This window comes from Stenotrophomonas sp. STEN009, from assembly GCF_056760395.1.
The window spans coordinates 1-16,593 of the sequence record NZ_JBRRES010000010.1 but is presented as its reverse complement, the minus strand read 5'-3'; the positions used below and the strand labels follow the sequence as shown (position 1 = coordinate 16,593).

Here is a 16,593-nt window from a genome sequence, read left to right as displayed (position 1 = left end):
CATCCCCGTGTTCAAGTGCCCACGCTAGCCCAAATGCACCTGCCTGGTGAGCGGCATGCGACCAGAGCCCGCGCCGGCCGACGAAGGCCGGCAAAGCGGGCGCGGAATCAGGGCTGCGCTGGCCTGCCAAGGGATTCGATCTGCGCCCCGCCCAGCTCCACCACCCGATCGGCGTCGGTGACGACACTGCGCCGATGGGTGATGGCCAGCACGGTCACCTCGCTGGCCAGCGCCCGGATATGACCCATGATCTCGCGTTCGGTGGCCTCATCCAGGGCCGAGCTCGCTTCGTCCAGCAACAGGATCGCGGGCTCACCATAGAGCGCGCGTGCGATTGCGATGCGCTGCCGCTCGCCGCCGGAGAGCTTCAGGCCACGCTCCCCGACCGTGGTCTCGAAGCGCTCGGGCAGTGCCTCGATCAAGGTGAGGATGGCAGCCTTGCGTGCGGCATGCCGCAGCCGCCCATCATCGCGCGGGCGCCCCAGCAGGATGTTATCGGCCACGCTTTCGTTGAGCAGCATCACGTCCTGCGGCACGACGGCGACGGCCGCGTGCCACGTCGCGCGATCGATCCGTGCCAGGTCGGTACCGTCCACCCGTATCCGGCCGTGCTGGGGCTCGATGGATTTCAGCGCCAGCTTGAACAGTGTCGACTTGCCGGTACCGGTCTCTCCCATCAGGAAGGTGATGCCGCCGCGTCCGGCGTGGAAGGTCGCATCGGTGACGCCGCGACCATTGTCATAGCGATGGCTCACTGCGTCGAACTGGAGCAGGCCGCTGCGGGCGGAGAACCGTTCGGCATGGGCCACCTGCGGTTCCTCGGGCGCGGCCCACAGGGCAGAGAGCGGCGCCAGCATGCTCCACGAACGGCCGACGTCATCGATGGAGCGCGCGATCATCTCCAGCGGCAGATTGAGCTGGAGCAGCAGCAGATTGGACAGGACGATGTCGCCCACGCTCAGCTGTCCGCTCTGGTAGCGCGGCAGCAGCAGGGTGAAGGTGACGATGAACTCGACGGCCAGGCCGATGCCCAGCAGGGCGATGAAGCCTACGCGCTGCAGCACGTAGGCACGCCAGCTGTCACGCACGCTCTGCGCCTTCTGCTCGAAGCGCTGCACCATCCAGCCGCTGCCGCCGAACTGCCTGAGCGTTTCCATGGCATTCATGGCATTGCCGACGAAGCGGGCGTTCTGCTGACCAGCCTCGACGGCCGCTTCGCGGTGGATGCGTGCACGTCGGGTAGCGCGAGCAGATAGCGCTACGGCCACCGTGCCGTAGCCCAGCACGATGGCCACGATCTGCATGTTGATCAGCGCGCCCAGGGTGACCAGGGTCAACACGATCTGCAGGGCACTGGGAATGAAGGCCACCAGGCCCAGCTGCACGACGATCTTGAGCGCCCCCCGCCCCTTTTCGCCGGCCACCTGCAGTTCCGCTGCGTTGTATTCCACGAAGAAGCTGCTGGTCTTCTTCAGCAGGCGCGCGAAGTAGCGGGTACTGGTGATGAAGCCCAGATTCTCGCCGCTGAGGAATGACAGATACTGCACCGTGTTCTGCAGCACGCTGCCCACCCCGAGCAGCACGGCGTAGAGAACGAACCACCCGGCCAGGACGGCTGCGCCCTGCCCGGGGAGGCGGTCGATCAACCGCGAGAACAGATAGGGCGCCGCAACGGTGGCCAGGCCGGAGAGCAGCACGGTGCCGGCGATGAGCACCAGCAGCGTGCGATCGGCTTTCCAGTAGGCCGTCAGTATTTCGCTGACAGGCGCGGGCACAGCGAACGGCTTCATCACTCTCGGTCCCCGGCGTCTCGGCGGTCCACAGGGCAAGGCAGTCCCTGTATAGTTGAATGATATGATATAACATCGCCCTCAAATGCACGTGACAGTGCTGCAGGCCGATATCGGATGAGAGTGATGGACCGGGGAATGGAACAGGTATTCAAGGGCGGTAGGCGCGCGTTGCTGGCCGCGAGCATCGCTGCCGCGCTGCAGATCGGAGCACCAGCCCAGGCACAGAACGCGGGCACCGACGACGATGCACCCACGGCCACCCTGGACAAGGTGCTGGTCATTGGCAGCAACATCCGCGATGCCGTCGGCGGTGGTGCGTCGCCGGTCATCGTGATCGACCGGGAGGCCATCGACCGCACTGGCGTGGCCTCCCTGCAGCAGCTGTTCGAGAAGCTGCCGCAGAACTTCGGTGGCGGCGCCAATGGTGCCAATGTGGCCAATCTCGGTGTTGACCGTGATACCGGCAACAACTTCGGCCAGGGCACCGCGATCAACCTGCGTGGCCTGGGTACGGGCACTACGCTGACCCTGGTCAACGGCCATCGCGTGACCTCATCGAACCGCTACCAGTATGTCGATGTATCGCTGATTCCACTCAGTGCGGTCGAACGCGTGGAGATCCTCACCGATGGTGCCTCTGCCATCTACGGCACCGATGCCGTCGGTGGCGTCGTCAACATCATCCTGCGCCAGGACTTCACCGGCTATGAGTCGTCGCTGCGGTACGGCACGGTCACCACCGGCAACATGGACGAGTACCAGGTGTCGCAGTCCGCGGGGTGGGCGTGGGACCGCGGCCGTGTGCTGGCAAGTTACGAGTTCCTGAAGCAGGGCAACCTGCCCGCCACCGACAAGGATTTCTCCCGGAACGTCACGGTCAGGCCCTACGATCTCTATCCCGGATCGAAGCGGCACAGCCTGTATGTCGATGGCGTGCAGGAGCTCAGCGATGTGCTGACGCTGAATCTCACCGGCTCGTTCGCCAAGCGCGAGATGGACACCACCATCTCCGGCACGGCCGACGAAACCCGGTTGTTCCCGCACACGCAGCAGTTCGATGTGTTCGCAGGCCTGACCCTGGAGCTCCCGCGCCAGTGGCAGGCGCGCCTGGACGCTGGATTCGGCAGGAACGAGGTGTCCTACGAGCGCACGACCATTACCGGCAGCACCGTCAGCACGGCGCCACCGACGGATACGAACTCTGAATCGCGCTATCTGGACGTGGTGGCCGACGGTGAGGTCTTCAGCCTGCCCGCCGGCCCGGTACGCGCAGCGGTCGGCGTCGGTTACCGCCGCGATGGCTATGAGCTGCTCGATCACCGTGGGCTGGAAAAGCCGCTCGATCTGCAGCGCACGATCAGGTCCGCCTTTGCCGAGCTCAACATCCCGCTGCTCAAGGAGATGCCCGGCGTTCGCAGCCTGTCGCTGACCGCGGCGGCGCGCTACGACGACTACAGCGACTTCGGCTCCACCTTGAATCCCAAGCTGGGGCTGCTGTGGGAAGCCACCGAGGGACTCTCCTTCCGTACCAGCTACGGCCGCTCTTACCGCGCGCCGGTCTACCAGGACATGCAGCTGAACAACACCGTGGTCGTGGCGAACGTGCCGAACCCGAACGCGGCCAACGGCAGCACCGTCCTGATGATGCTCTCCAACGGCAATCCCGATCTCGGCCCCGAGCGTGCGAAAACCTGGACCGGCGGGTTCTCGTTCGCGCCGCCCTCCGTTCCCGGCCTCACGGTTGATGCCAACTACTATCACATCGACTATGCGGACCGGATCGGCAGCGGCTTCGGCGGCAGCTTCCCGTCCCTGTTCCTGCAGTCCACGGCCCCCTACGCGGACATCCTGACCGTCGATCCATCGCAGCAGCAGATCCAGCAGGCGCGCCAACTGGGCGTGTCGGGCCTGGGGCTGTTCGTCTCACGTGTGGGGCCGTATGCACTCCCAGCCGGCCTGGACGAGACCAGCAGCCAGGTGATCCTGGACAACCGCTTCCGCAACAACGCCTTCACCTCGCAGCGCGGCGTCGATCTCAACGCGTCCTATCGCGTCGATGTGGGCCAGACGCGGATCGCGATGAACCTGGCCGGACAGTACATCCTCGAATCGACGCGGCGCGTGACCAGCACATCGCCCGAGCTGGACGCGGTCAACGCGGTCTACTACCCGGTCGACCTCAAGCTGCGCGGCGGCCTGACCCTGGACCGGGGCCAGGCCGCAGGCGGCGTCTTCGTGAACTACGTGGACAGCTACCGCGATCCGGCCAACATCGCCCACCCACACGTCAGCTCCTGGACGACCGTCGACCTGAACCTCAAGTACCACTTCGGCGCCCCGGCCGGCGACCACGAAGGCACGTCGCTCGCCCTCAACGTGCAGAATCTGCTCGACCGGGATCCGCCCTTCATCATCAACAGCATCAACACCGGCTACGACCCCACCAATGCGACCGCGCTGGGGCGCTTCCTGTCGGTGACCCTCACGCATCGCTGGTAAGCCGGATGAGCCCGCCCTCCCCCGCCCGCTTCCGGCCTGCGTCGACGCTTCGGCAAGCTGCCGGTGTCGCGGCAACTCAGCTGACCTTGATGTGGCGTGAGCGGCGCCTGCCGTGGCTCGCCCTGGTCCTGCTGCTGCTTGCGGGCGCATCCGTTTCCACGGGTGCCGCGCGCCTGTCCCTGCAGGCGCAGGAGCGCCAGGCCGTAGCAGCGGAGGAAGCGCGGCTGTGGGACGGCCAAGGCGTGATCGATCCCCATGCCGCGGCGCATGTGGGACGCGCCATTCCCGCACCGGTGCGACCCCTGGCCGCGCTCGATCCGGGACTGACCGATGTACTGGGCACCTCGGTGTTCATCGAAGGTCACGCACAGAACCCGGCCAGGCATCGCGCGATGGACGCGGGCACCGCCCTCAGCCGGTTCGACGGTTTCTCTGCCGCCTGGGCGCTGCAGGTAGTAGCGCCGCTGCTCATCATCCTTGCCGGCTTCGCCACGCTGTCCGGTGACGTCGCCCGCGAAACCCTTCGCCAGGAACTCGGCACCGGGGCGTCGCCTGCGGTGCTGATCATCGGCCGATTGATTGCTCTGGCAAGTGCTTCCCTGCTGCTGGTGCTTGCCATGCTGGCGGCGACGGTTCCCGCTGTGGCGGGACAGAACGCCGGCTGGATGGACATCGCCGCGCTGCTGGCCATGTGCGCGGCCTACGGACTCTATCTGCTGGTGTTCTGTGCCCTCACGGTCGGTGTCTCGGCGTTGTCCAGCTCGGCGCGGACCTCGCTGGTGGTGCTGCTGGGATTCTGGGTGGTAGCCACCGTGCTGGTGCCACGAATGGCGCCAGCGGTGGCCGAATCGCTGGATCCCACGCCCACCGCGCCGGCATTCAGGGCCGCCGTGACGGAAGAGGCGGAGAACGGAGTGGATGGCCATGACCCTGCGGACAAGCGGCTGGACGCCCTGCGACACGCGCTGATGGCGCGCTACCAAGTCGACACGGTGGAAGAGCTTCCCGTCAACTTCCGGGGCGTGGCCCTGGAGTTCGCAGAGAGAAACTCGACGGACACCTACAACCGCCACTTCGAGCGGATCCATGCGACCTATCGGCAGCAGCAAGCAACACAGCGCGCATTCGCCTTCGTTTCTCCGGCCATCGCGCTGCAGTCATGGTCACGCGCATTCGCCCGCACCGATTTCGCGGCGCACCTGGCCTTCCTGCAGAGCGTGGAAGACTACCGCTACCGCCTGATCCAGGCACTCAATGCGGAAGTGAAGCAGCACAAGGCGCCGCAGGGGGAGAAGCATCGTGCCGACATCGCGACCCTCACCCGGTCCGTGGCCTACAGGCCGGGGCAACAGTGCCTGGCCGGCATTGCCGCGGCACAGGCGGCGAACCTGGCCATTCTGCTGGGCTGGGTGCTGCTGGCGCTTGGACTGGTGTTCTTCTCGGCCCGGCGCCTGGGGACGACCCCATGAGCAGTCTTTCCGTTGCCGGCCATGAGGTGCGCAGGCTGCTGCGCGATCGGGCGCTGCCCACCCTGCTGATGCTGCTGCTGGCGCTGGCCGCCTACGCCGCGTGGAATGGCGGGGCGTGGGTCGAACAGCGTAACGCCGCCATCGGCGTGATCCAGCTCGAAGAGCAGCACACCCATGACCGCAGCCGGGTGTTCGTCGGCAAGGCGCCCTCGGTGTTGCCGCGCGTCCAACCCGTGCTGCCGCCGGCTGCGATGGCGTCAGTATCGATCGGGCAGGCGGAGGCCTATCCCTATACGGCCGATGTGGTGGCGCTGGGCGATCGCACCCAGCTTTTCAGGAACGTGTGGGCCGACATCGGCAATCCGGCAGCGCGGGCCGCAGGCCGGTTCGATCTGGCGTTCGTCATCGTCTTTCTGCTGCCCTTGGTCATCCTGGCAGCCAGTTATGACCTCTGGGCCCGCGAGCGCGAGCGTGGCATCGCTGCGCTGGTACTGTCGCAGCCGGTCGCGGCGGGACGGCTGATTGCGGTAAAGGCGCTGGCCCGGGGCGCAGTGGTGCTGCTGCCTGCGGGAGTGATCCTGGTCGGCGCGGCGGCGTGGTCCGGTGCGGAGAGCCTTGCCGGCCTCGGCCTGCTCTCGCTGGTCATCCTTGCCTATGGCGGCTTCTGGCTGGCGGTGGCGGTGCTGATCGGCTGTTTCGCCCGACGCACCACGGAGGCGGCCATTGCGGCCGGCGGAGTGTGGTTGCTGATCGTGGTGATGGCCCCGTCGTTGACCCTCGCCGCAGTGAATCTGGCCGTTCCGCCGCCATCACAGATGCAGCTCGCGACCGACGTGAAGGCGCGGCTGGCCGCAACGGCCAGGCAACAGACACTCCATCGCCGCAGTGCTTCAACGGCTGTACGTTCTTCGACACCGGTGATTCCGGACCACGTGCGCGAGGCCTATGCCGACCTGCTGGCAACCGATCTCGACCTTGCGCCGCTGATCGAATCGCATGAGCGGGCGCAGGATGCACGCCGCCGGGTGCTGGACAACGTGCGGTTGCTGATGCCCGCGGTCGCAGTACAGGACGCGCTGGACCGCATCGCCGGCTCGGACGCGGATCGCGCGCTCGCCTTCCAGGACCAGGTCCATGCGTTCTGGCAGGCCCGTCGGTTGCTGCACAAGGCGTACCTGGATCGCGACGCGCCGCAGACACTTGCCGAATATGAAGCCCTGCCCCGCTTCCGGTTCGTGGAGCCGGCCGGCGTGGGCCGGCGTGGAGTGCGTGCCGATCTCGCGGCGCTGCTCGCCGCCACCCTGATTCTGCTGATCGCCGCCGGATCGATGCGTCGCCGGTTGGCGGCCCCTTGAGGAGCCCACATGCTTTCTGCAAAGAACCTGGTCAAGGAACACGGCACCCACCGGGCACTCGACGACGTCAGCTTCGAGGTGGGACCGGGCGAGATCTTCTGCCTGCTCGGAGCCAACGGTGCGGGAAAATCGACCACGATCAAGCTCTTTCTGGGCTTCCTCACCCCCACCTCCGGATCCGCGGAAGTCGATGGACTCAGCGCGCACCGGCACCCGCAGGAGGTGCGACGCAGGCTGCTGTACATCCCCGAGACCGTGGCGCTGTACGACGAGCTGTCCGGTCTTGAGAACCTGGACTACTTCGCGCGTCTGGCCGGCGTGGACGACCGCTCACCCGCCCGGCTGCGGGATGCACTGAGTACAGCGGGCCTGGCGCCGGATGTCTTCGGACGACGCGTGGGCCTCTACTCCAAGGGCATGCGGCAGAAGGTCGGCATTGCCCTGGCCATCGTCAAGGACGCCAAGGCACTGCTGCTTGACGAGCCAACCTCCGGCCTCGACCCCACCGCGTCGGCCGAGTTCCATGACCTGATCGTGCGGCAGCGTGATCGTGGCACCGCCATCCTGATGGCCACGCACGATCTGTTCCGCGCGCGCGAGGTGGCCACCACGATCGGCCTCATGCAGGCCGGGCGGCTGCGCAGGACATTGGATGCCACCACCATCACCGCCAACGATCTTGAGAGCCTGTACCTCGAGGAGATGAGCCGGAGCGCCTAGGCGACTCCGGCTCCCTGCCCTGCGGGCCGCTCTGCCCAGCGCCTGAGCCAGGCTTCGATGTTGACCTGCGGGCCGAAGATGCCGAGCACCTGCGACGAATGATCCGGGCCGACCCGGCGGATGCCAGCGTCGGCCGAGGCGCTGTCGATGTACCCACGCCGGGCCAGCAGCCCATCGACAAGCAGGCTGCGGATGAACGCCTGATGGCCCTGGGTGACCGCGACCGAATGATCGTCGAGGTAGGACTTCACCTTCCGCGACAGCAGAGCGTCCGGCAGCAGCCCCTGCAAGGCACGCCGTGCGATCGTCCGGTCCTCCGCGTCCGCCATGAGCAGGCGCAGCGGCATGCGCGCGAACAGTTCGACCAGCGGTTGTGCGCTGATCGGAGAGACACCGTGCCAGCGACCCGCGCCCTCGAACGGATCAAGGACGCTGGTCGGAAACACCATCCGGCTGATGTGCGCAAGCTTGTACGGTGACACCTCATGGCCTTCGTTGCGCGCATGGCGCAGCCAGGCCGGTGGCGTGACGTCCTGCTCGGTCGCGTCGACCTTCACCCATTCGCAGGGGTTGCCCCAGCGACCGTTGATGCTGGCCGGCCGCCTGAGCAGCCCATGGATCACCGCATCCTTGAGGACGCCATAAAGCGAATCGCCCGACTGTGCGGTTTCAAAGGCGACCCGGAACAAGTGGCGGTCGATGCCGCGCCGCCAGGCATGGTCGATCGCCGCAGCGTTGCCCTTGAAGCGCAGGAAGACCGCGTCGCCGCCGACGCCGGTGAACTGCACGGTATCTGCGTCAAAGGCGACATCACGGCGATGCAGAAGGTAGCCCGAGCAATGTGCCGGCCGCGCCGTCCGCGGGAAGGTCATGATCTCTTCCAGCGCGCAGTGGGGTTGCCGCCGGTACTCGACGAACCCGCAGCGCCGGCCCGACGACTCACTGGCACCGGCCACCGCCATGCGGGCGAACATCCGCTCATCGGCACCGATGCCGTCGTCATAGTGGTGGACACAGTCCACTTCCGGCATGGAAGGTGCGTGCAGCAGGCCGGCGAGGATGATGGAGGAATCCAGCCCACCCGACAGCTGCAGCTGGATACGCCGGTGCCGGCTGGCCAGGGCACCGATGCAGCCCAGCAGCGTGGAGCGCGCGAGCTGCACCGCCTCCTGCAGGTCTTCGATCGGTTCGTCGCGGGCCAGGCGCACGATGTCCCACTGGCACTGCCGGCTGACCGGCTCGCCATCGCGGATTGAAACGGCCTCCCCGGCCTCGATGGCGGTGACCTCCCTGAAGCCGGTCTGCAACCCGTCACGGAACGGAAACAGCAGCGAGTAGGACAGGAAGAGCCAGTCGATGCTGAAATCGCGCAGGCCCAGTGCAAGGCAGTCTTCCATGCTGGAGAAGACCACCGTCAGCTGATCCGCCGTCGTCATGTAACAGGGAATTTCAGCGGTGGGATCACGCAGGACGAACCAGCTCGATGACTGCGGCTGGTAGCCGAACGCTACATAGCGGCCCCAGTAGTGCTGCACCAGGGTTTTTCCCTGCGTGCGGCAGGCCGCATCGGCGGCGGCCGCATCCAGTGGCACGCGCGCGGGCACGGTATCCCGGCCGAAAGTCCTGTCGAACAGCGCGCCGAGCACGACCAGCGAGCCGCAGCGGCTGCAGTCAAGGTAGCCCGGGTTGTCACTCTGGACATAAATCGCGGCGCCGTGGTCGTTCATCACGCAGGTGATGCCGGCGTGCATGGCCTCGATGCGCTGCATCGCCTGCTGCGCCCGGGCGGTTGCGGAGTCGCAGGAGGTGTTCCAGAGCACGGCGATGTATCGATACATGCGTGAGGCGCCTCTACAGCACCAGGATGGGAACCATCCGGCGCAGGTTGAAGGGGATATCGGTCAGAACCTGATCGCCGTGCTGCAGCCAGCAGTGCGCCGCGAAGGGCTGGGTCCTGACCGCGAACACCCAGTCCGCGACGATTCCATGCCTGGACAGGAATTCGCGCATCGCCAGGCAGTAGAGAAAGCACTCGTCCGTCTTCCTGAAGGCCAACGGCCGCAGCCAGTCGAACACCCGGACGCGCAGGGCCAGCTCCTGCACGCCTACGTCCGTGCGCTGTGATCCCTGCGCACGCCTGCGCGCCGAGGACACTGTGTGGCTGAAAGGAAGGAACGTCCTGCTGCATCCGGCACGCATGCACGCAGCCATGAATCTGCGGACGTCACGTGCGGTGATGCGCGGACAACCGCGAGGTTCACCGTCGCGTATCCAGTGGCGCGGCAGCGCGATCGAAGCACTGGTCGCGGCTTTGCCTTGCTGCGGATCGTCGGTGATCAGCCCGCGTTGCAGCAGCGACTGCAACAGATCCGGCATCCGCCGGCCGTCTGCCGGCAACGGCCAACCCAGCACCAGCCCGCCCAGGCTGGCAGCACGATGGCGGTCGAGCGACAGGTATTTTCCCGTCGCCTGGTCCAGGATCACCATCGCATCACCGGTGACACAGACATGGGCCTGCTTCGACAGGAAATAGCGCGCCGCAGGCTGTTCCATTACGTGATCTCTTCAGTCCAGGCGGAGAAGCGGTGCATGCGCAGGGCATGCACCGCAGGTCATGCATGCCGCAGTGGATCAGGGCGAGGTGGTCGGGAACACGCCATCCCACAAGGTGCCGTGGTTGTGTGCCTTGGTTTCCGAAACCACCGAGCCCAGCTCGATCAGATCACCGCCCACACCCTGGTCTTCAGGGTTCTGCTGTCCTGCCACTACACCCAGCTCAATCAGATCGTTCATGAACATCTCCTCTTGTCAGTGGATGTATCCGGGCGTCGTGCCACGGATACGGAGCAGCCAAGCCACCATCGCTGCGCGTGTTGCTAAGCGATTGCCGTCAAGGCAAGTAAATGTTACGATATAACATATTATTTCAGTGTGACGACTGTCGCTGTCCGGCAACGTCGACACGCCTTCTCGAAGGGGAAATGGATGAGCGACCCGACCAGTGACGATGGCCTTGAGCCCACCCTTCTGCTCAAAGGACCGTTCCCGCTGCCGAGGTTCATCCGCTTCATCAGGGAGCGATGCCCGCCCGGATGCTTCGATGAGGCGATGCTGGTGGAGGAATGGAAGAACGCCCGCGCCGACGCGCTGCGCCAGCTGAAGGAAGAGGCCAACGACGCCGACGCGGTCGAGGTGCATGCACTTCCTGCGGAGATGGCGGCGCTGGCCGACCACGCGCCACGCCAACCGTCGATGCACCGCATGACGAACAACGTGCCGCGCGCATGGCAGATGGTCGAGATCGACCGGCTGGTGGTCTTCCAGGAGTGCATCAACCTGCGCCATATCGGCGAGCTTGCCGCCGCCTTCCCCGCCTCCCCCACGGCACAGGACATCATGGAGCTGGTTGCACGCAACGGGCGGCACGCTCACCCGCCGGTCCGCGCGTCCCGGTCCGAAGGCAGCTACACCTTTGCGTCCAGCTCCAACGACCTGCGCTTTCTGGACGTGGCGACGATCGACCCGTCCGCCATCGCCGGCTACGAACCCTTCGGTGCAGCCAGCCACGCGCTGGTCATCTATCTGGGCTTCAGCGACAACCTCGTCAGTGCCACCCGGATCGGCAACCGCCTGATCCTGACCAATGGCTCCCATCGCCTGTACCTGCTGCGCCAGCTTGGGCTCCGCCATGTACCGTGCCTGGTGACTGACGCCTCCGACAGCGACTTCAGTGACGTGCTGTTGCCGGCAGCAGTCAAGCAGGACCGTGCGTTCTATCTGGGCTCGGCACGGCCACCGTTGTTCAGGGACTACTTCGATCCAGGCCTGACCCGCATCGTGCCGGTGATCCGCAAGAACTATGCGCTGCGGGCCACGCTGGACCTGCAGAGGATCACGGTGCCGGCGGTGTAGCGCAAAGCATCGGAACAATCCGGCACCTCCCACCTCCAGCCCTGCGGCGGCGTTTCATCACAGCCGCGCGGCCGCCCTGGCGCCAGACAAGGCTGCTGGAGAAGCGTGAGAGCATTCGACCGCCGACGCAATCACTTCACCCCGACTCCGCGCCCGTACGGCGCATCCAGCAGCGGCATGCCGTCCTGGCTCCAATGCACCGGCTGGATGCGCGGCGAGCGCTTGGCGGTGCAGCCCATGTCCGGCCCCGGGTTGGCGTGGTAGATGATCCACGGCGCGCCGTCGGCCATCTGGAAGAAACCGTTGTGCCCCGGCGCGTACACGTTGCCAGCAGGATGCTTGGCAAGGATCGGCTGCTTCGCCTTGTGCCACGCGCTCGCATCCAGCGGATCGGCGCCCGCCTTGGCGTGCAGCAGTCCAATCGCGTAGTCATCCGACCAGCACGCACTGCCCGAATAGGTCAGGAACAGGTCGCCGCGTGGGCCCTGCAGGAACTCCGGGCCCTCCAGGATCTGCCGCCCGCCCTGTCGCTCCCACGCCTGGTCCGGCCGCGCGATGATGGTTTCGCTGCCCCGCAGGGTCCAGGGGTTGGCCATGGCCACGATGGCCAGCACGCTGTCCGGTCCCACGTAGGGTGAATACACGAAGTAGCGCTTGCCGCCGGTCACGAAGGTGGTGCCGTCGATGCCGGGGTGTGCCGTGGCCAGCCGTCCGCGATCGGTCCATGTACCCCGGGTCGGATCGGCATTGCTGTTCTCCAGCACGAACACCCCCCGATGGGCGTCTTCCTGGCCTTCGGGTGCATCGCCCGCTGCCGCCGTGTAGTAGATGTACCAGCGCCCATCAATGCGATGCAGTTCCGGCGCCCAGATCGACTTGGCATTCGCCCCCGTTGCCGGCGGACGCCACACCGTGACTTCGCGCGCGTCAGCCAGGCGCGCAAGGTCGCGGGTGGCGCGGATGGCGAGGCGATCACCGTGCGTGCCCATGTAATAGAACACGTCCCCATCGCGGGTGATCCACGGGTCCGGCCCGGAGTCCAGCAGCGGATTGTCCACCGCCGGCGTTGCGGCGGACGCGTTCGTCGATACCTGAAGCAGCGCTGCAAGCGCCATGGAAAGCGTGCCGTTCATTGCGTTCCCCTCCCGACTGGAACTGCGCCGGCAGGCTTGCCAGCGAGCGGCCACCAAACCATATAATCAGACAATAGGCAACACCATCGTCCCGAGGAACCACCATGCAGCAGGACCACCCCGACAGCATCATCGGCATCAACTGGGGCAGCAGCAATCTGCGCGCCTATCTGATCGGACCCAACGGTGAGCGGCTTGATGCCCATGAAATGCCTGCGGGCGTGGCCACGCTGGACCGTGACGACATGGTGGTGGCCGCCAACACGATCCGCGCACGCTGGCCGGCTGCACGCCACGCCTATGCGGCCGGCATGATCGGGTCGAATGTCGGCTGGATCGATGCCGGCTACGTGGAGTGCCCTGCAGGTGTTGCCTCGATCGCGCAGCAGCTGGTGCCGACCCGGATCGGCGAGCTCTCCGTGAGCATCGTGCCCGGCATGGCCTGCGTGCGCCCCGTGGATGGCATGCCGGACGTGCTCCGCGGCGAGGAGACCGAGCTGCTGGGGCTGCTGCGCGGCGGCGATGTCGGCCCCGATGCCATCGTGGCGCTGCCGGGTACGCATACCAAGTGGATCCAGCTGATCGACGGCCAGGTGCAGAGCTTCATGACCTCGATGTCCGGCGAACTGTTCGATCGACTGGTCAGTGGCGGCCTGCTTGCCTCGGTGCTGGACGGACCGGGTGAGCCAGGACCGGCCTTCGCCGAGGGTGTGCATGCGGGCGCCGACCGCCGACTGGGCCTGGGTGCGCTGCTCTTCGGTGTGCGGGCACGGATGATCCGCGGCACCCTGCCGCGCACGGCGACCAGCGCTTACCTGCGCGGACTGCTGGCCGGTGCGGAGATTGCAGACGCATTGGCGCTGTTCCCCGGGCTGAGGTCGGCGTCGGTGCCACTGGTGGGCTCCGGACCGGTCACCCGGCTGTACCAGGCGGCGCTGTCGGAAATCGGCATCGCCACGCACGCGGTGGCGTCCGCCGACGCCGTGGTGCGCGGCTTCTCCGCACTGCACGCGATGACCGCGACTGCGCGTTGACCCCAGCCGAACGCGGCGGTCCGATCACGTGCTGCGTCGCAACGTGCGTATTGTCTGATTATATGTTTTTGTACGCATCACGACATCGAGAGGGGTCTTGAGCAATGCGTGCTGGCAAGGGGAAGACGGCAGGGCTGATCGGCGTACTGGCACTGTCTGCAGTGGGCGCAGGTCAGGCACAGGAACGCGCTGTGGTAGGCCGGACGGCCGATGGCACCGTGGTTGAGTCGATCCTGCTGCGTGACGGCACCGGCATGCAGGCCACGGTACTGACGCTGGGCGCTGCACTGCATTCACTGGAAGTGCCGGACCGTGATGGCGCATACGCCGATGTACTGCTTGGCGACGCGACGCTCAAGGCGACGCTCGACAATCCGCAGTACTTCGGCACGATCGTCGGCCGCTTCGCCAACCGCATCGCCAAGGGTCGCTTCACCCTGGATGGCAGGACCTATCAGGTACCGGTCAACAATGGGCCGAACAGCCTGCACGGCGGCACCCGCGGCTTCGACAAGGTGGTGTGGAAGATCGTCGACGCCGCCGCCGATCACGCCACCCTGCAGCATGTCAGCCCTGACGGCGACCAGGGTTATCCGGGCACGCTCACGGTCACGGCAACCTACGCATTGAAGGGCAATGGCCGGCTGGAGGTGGAGTACCGCGCCACGACCGATGCACCGACCATCGTCAACCTCAGCAACCACGCATACTGGAATCTGTCCGGCGAGGGTTCCGGCTCGGCGATGGATCACGAATTGACCATTCCGGCCAGCGCCTATACGCCGGTGGATGCGAGCCTGATTCCCACGGGCGTGCTGCAGCCGGTGCAAGGCACCGCCTTCGACTTCCGCACGGCCAAGCCGATCGGGCGCGACCTGCGCCAGGGCAATGAGCCGCAGCTGCTGCATGGCCGCGGCTACGACCACAACTGGGTCATCAGCAGATCGCCCACGCGCGAGCCGCGCGAAGTCGCCCGTGTGCACGACCCGCGCTCGGGCCGGGTCATGACCGTGCTGTCCACGCAGCCTGGCCTGCAGTTCTATTCGGGCAACTTCCTCGACGGCAGCACCGTGGGCAAGAGTGGCCGTGTCTATCGCCAGGGCGATGCCATCGCGCTGGAACCGCAGCTGTTCCCGGACACACCGAACCAGCCGTCGTTCGGCTCGGCGCGGCTGGCCCCGGGCGAGACCTATGTGAACCGCATCGTCTACGACTTCTCGACCGACCGCACACCGCCCGCCCGCTGATCCCGCGCAGCTGGCACGCCGGTCGCCCACGTCACCGGCAATCCGACGCAGTACGCACCGCCCGCCTCCTGGCTCACGCCAGGACGGGCAGCTCATGAACCAAGGAGATGCATCTCATGCGAAAGTGGCTTACCCCTTTGCTGGCAACGCTGCTCGCCGTCGCACCGATGGCGCATGCGACCGACGCCGCACGCTGGACCCCGGCCGAAGCCGACGCGTGGTATTCCAGACAGCAGTGGCTGGTGGGCGCGAACTACACCACCTCCAACGCCATCAACCAGCTGGAGATGTTCCAGGCCGAGACCTTCGATCCGGCAGCCATCGACCGCGAACTCCGCTGGGCGCACGAGCAGTTCGGCATGAACACCATGCGCGTCTACCTGCATGACCTGCTGTGGCAGCAGGACCCGCAGGGCCTGCTGAAGCGCATCGACACCTTCCTGTCCATCGCCGAGAAGAACGGCATCCGCCCGATGCTCGTGCTGTTCGACAGCTGCTGGGACCCGGATCCGGTGCTCGGCCCGCAGCGCCGTCCGATTCCCGGCGTGCACAACTCCGGCTGGGTGCAGAGCCCGAGCCGCCACATGCTGGTGGACCGCGCCAATGACGCGCACTTCCAGGCCTATGTGGAGGGCGTGATCGGTCACTTCGCCAATGACACGCGCGTGCTGGCCTGGGACCTGTGGAACGAGCCGGACAACCCCGGGGGTGGCAACTACATGGACAAGCAGCTGCCGGGCGAGCAGGAACGCATCGCCGAACTGCTGCCGAAGATCTTCGACTGGGCACGCGCGAAGAAGCCGGTGCAGCCGCTCACCAGCGGCGTGTGGATCGGCGATGACTGGTCGCCGGGCGCCGCATCGCTCACCGCGATCCAGCGCACGCAGCTGGAGCAGTCGGATGTGATCACCTTCCACAACTACGAGCAGCCGGAGGCATTCGTTGCCCGCATTGCACAGCTGCGCAGGTACGGCCGCCCGCTGATCTGCACCGAATGGCTGGCACGCGGCGCAGGCTCGAACGTGGACACGATCCTTCCGATCGCCCGCCGCGAGAACATCGGCATGATCAACTGGGGTTTCGTGGACGGCGCGATCCAGACCCGCTTCCCCTGGGACAGCTGGCAGCGCCCCTACACGATGGAAGCCCCCACCGTGTGGTTCCACGATCTGCTGAAGGCCGACGGCACGCCCTACCGGGCACGCGAAGCCGAGCTGTTCCGCAGGCTGGCCAAGACCCCGCGCACCTCCGTTCCCGCTTTCTGACCCTACTGGCGCGCGGCGGGGGCGGCGGGGGGGGCCCCCCCCCCCCCCGGCGGGGGGCGGGGGCGGGTTGGGCCCGGGCCCTTAACCGCCTGGGGGGGGGGTCCCCCCCCCCCCCCCGCCGCGCAGTGCAGTTACCTGACCCCGTGCATCATCCGCTTCAGCAGCG

Annotated in this window: 13 protein-coding genes; 8 read left to right on the top strand and 5 right to left on the bottom strand. The window is 66.6% G+C overall.

Going from position 1 to position 16,593, the window contains the following annotated elements:
- Positions 1 to 107: 107 nt before the first annotated feature.
- A complete protein-coding gene (locus ACVOMM_RS06725) occupies positions 108 to 1,790 on the bottom strand; it encodes an ABC transporter ATP-binding protein (RefSeq protein ID WP_481526027.1) in 1,683 nt (560 codons plus the stop codon).
- Positions 1,791 to 1,928: 138 nt separating this feature from the next.
- Between ACVOMM_RS06725 and ACVOMM_RS06720 the strand changes: the two genes are divergently transcribed.
- Genes ACVOMM_RS06720 through ACVOMM_RS06705 form a run of 4 tightly spaced genes read left to right on the top strand, consistent with a single transcriptional unit; the run spans position 1,929 to position 7,836 of the window.
- Entirely contained in the window at positions 1,929 to 4,292 is a 2,364-nt protein-coding gene (locus tag ACVOMM_RS06720; RefSeq protein ID WP_481526026.1) for a TonB-dependent receptor plug domain-containing protein, read from the top strand.
- Positions 4,293 to 4,297: 5 nt separating this feature from the next.
- Positions 4,298 to 5,761 (top strand): DUF3526 domain-containing protein, encoded by a 1,464-nt coding sequence (locus ACVOMM_RS06715; RefSeq protein ID WP_481526025.1) that lies wholly within the window; start codon positions 4,298 to 4,300, stop codon positions 5,759 to 5,761.
- Entirely contained in the window at positions 5,758 to 7,116 is a 1,359-nt protein-coding gene (locus ACVOMM_RS06710; RefSeq protein ID WP_459062017.1) for an ABC transporter permease subunit, read from the top strand. Before ACVOMM_RS06715 ends, ACVOMM_RS06710 begins: the two co-directional genes overlap by 4 nt.
- A 9-nt stretch (positions 7,117 to 7,125) precedes the next feature.
- Positions 7,126 to 7,836, top strand: coding sequence for an ABC transporter ATP-binding protein (locus ACVOMM_RS06705; protein ID WP_053515807.1), 711 nt, complete (start codon positions 7,126 to 7,128; stop codon positions 7,834 to 7,836).
- Here ACVOMM_RS06705 and ACVOMM_RS06700 read toward each other — a convergent pair.
- From ACVOMM_RS06700 to ACVOMM_RS06690, 3 genes are all read right to left on the bottom strand, one after another.
- Positions 7,833 to 9,674 (bottom strand): asparagine synthase-related protein, encoded by a 1,842-nt coding sequence (locus ACVOMM_RS06700; RefSeq protein WP_459062018.1) that lies wholly within the window; start codon positions 9,672 to 9,674, stop codon positions 7,833 to 7,835. The two genes, ACVOMM_RS06705 and ACVOMM_RS06700, sit on opposite strands and share 4 nt — an antisense overlap.
- Before the next feature lie 13 nt (positions 9,675 to 9,687).
- Entirely contained in the window at positions 9,688 to 10,389 is a 702-nt protein-coding gene (locus ACVOMM_RS06695; protein WP_481526024.1) for a lasso peptide biosynthesis B2 protein, read from the bottom strand.
- A gap of 78 nt (positions 10,390 to 10,467) precedes the next feature.
- Positions 10,468 to 10,629, bottom strand: coding sequence for a hypothetical protein (locus tag ACVOMM_RS06690; protein WP_481526023.1), 162 nt, complete (start codon positions 10,627 to 10,629; stop codon positions 10,468 to 10,470).
- A 192-nt stretch (positions 10,630 to 10,821) separates the two neighbouring features.
- Between ACVOMM_RS06690 and ACVOMM_RS06685 the strand changes: the two genes are divergently transcribed.
- Entirely contained in the window at positions 10,822 to 11,748 is a 927-nt protein-coding gene (locus ACVOMM_RS06685) for a ParB N-terminal domain-containing protein (RefSeq protein WP_481526022.1), read from the top strand.
- 131 nt (positions 11,749 to 11,879) lie between these two features.
- Here the strand turns inward: ACVOMM_RS06685 and ACVOMM_RS06680 are convergent, their stop codons facing one another.
- Positions 11,880 to 12,881, bottom strand: coding sequence for a glycoside hydrolase family 43 protein (locus ACVOMM_RS06680; RefSeq protein ID WP_481526021.1), 1,002 nt, complete (start codon positions 12,879 to 12,881; stop codon positions 11,880 to 11,882).
- Between the two features lie 104 nt (positions 12,882 to 12,985).
- On the opposite strand from ACVOMM_RS06680, the gene ACVOMM_RS06675 reads away from it, so the two are divergent.
- From ACVOMM_RS06675 to ACVOMM_RS06665, 3 genes are all read left to right on the top strand, one after another.
- Complete coding sequence (locus ACVOMM_RS06675) at positions 12,986 to 13,915, top strand: 2-dehydro-3-deoxygalactonokinase (RefSeq protein ID WP_481526020.1); 930 nt, start codon at positions 12,986 to 12,988, stop codon at positions 13,913 to 13,915.
- A 104-nt stretch (positions 13,916 to 14,019) separates the two neighbouring features.
- Entirely contained in the window at positions 14,020 to 15,162 is a 1,143-nt protein-coding gene (locus ACVOMM_RS06670) for an aldose epimerase family protein (RefSeq protein WP_065182275.1), read from the top strand.
- 116 nt (positions 15,163 to 15,278) lie between these two features.
- Complete coding sequence (locus ACVOMM_RS06665) at positions 15,279 to 16,427, top strand: cellulase family glycosylhydrolase (protein ID WP_111187013.1); 1,149 nt, start codon at positions 15,279 to 15,281, stop codon at positions 16,425 to 16,427.
- Positions 16,428 to 16,593 lie beyond the last annotated feature (166 nt).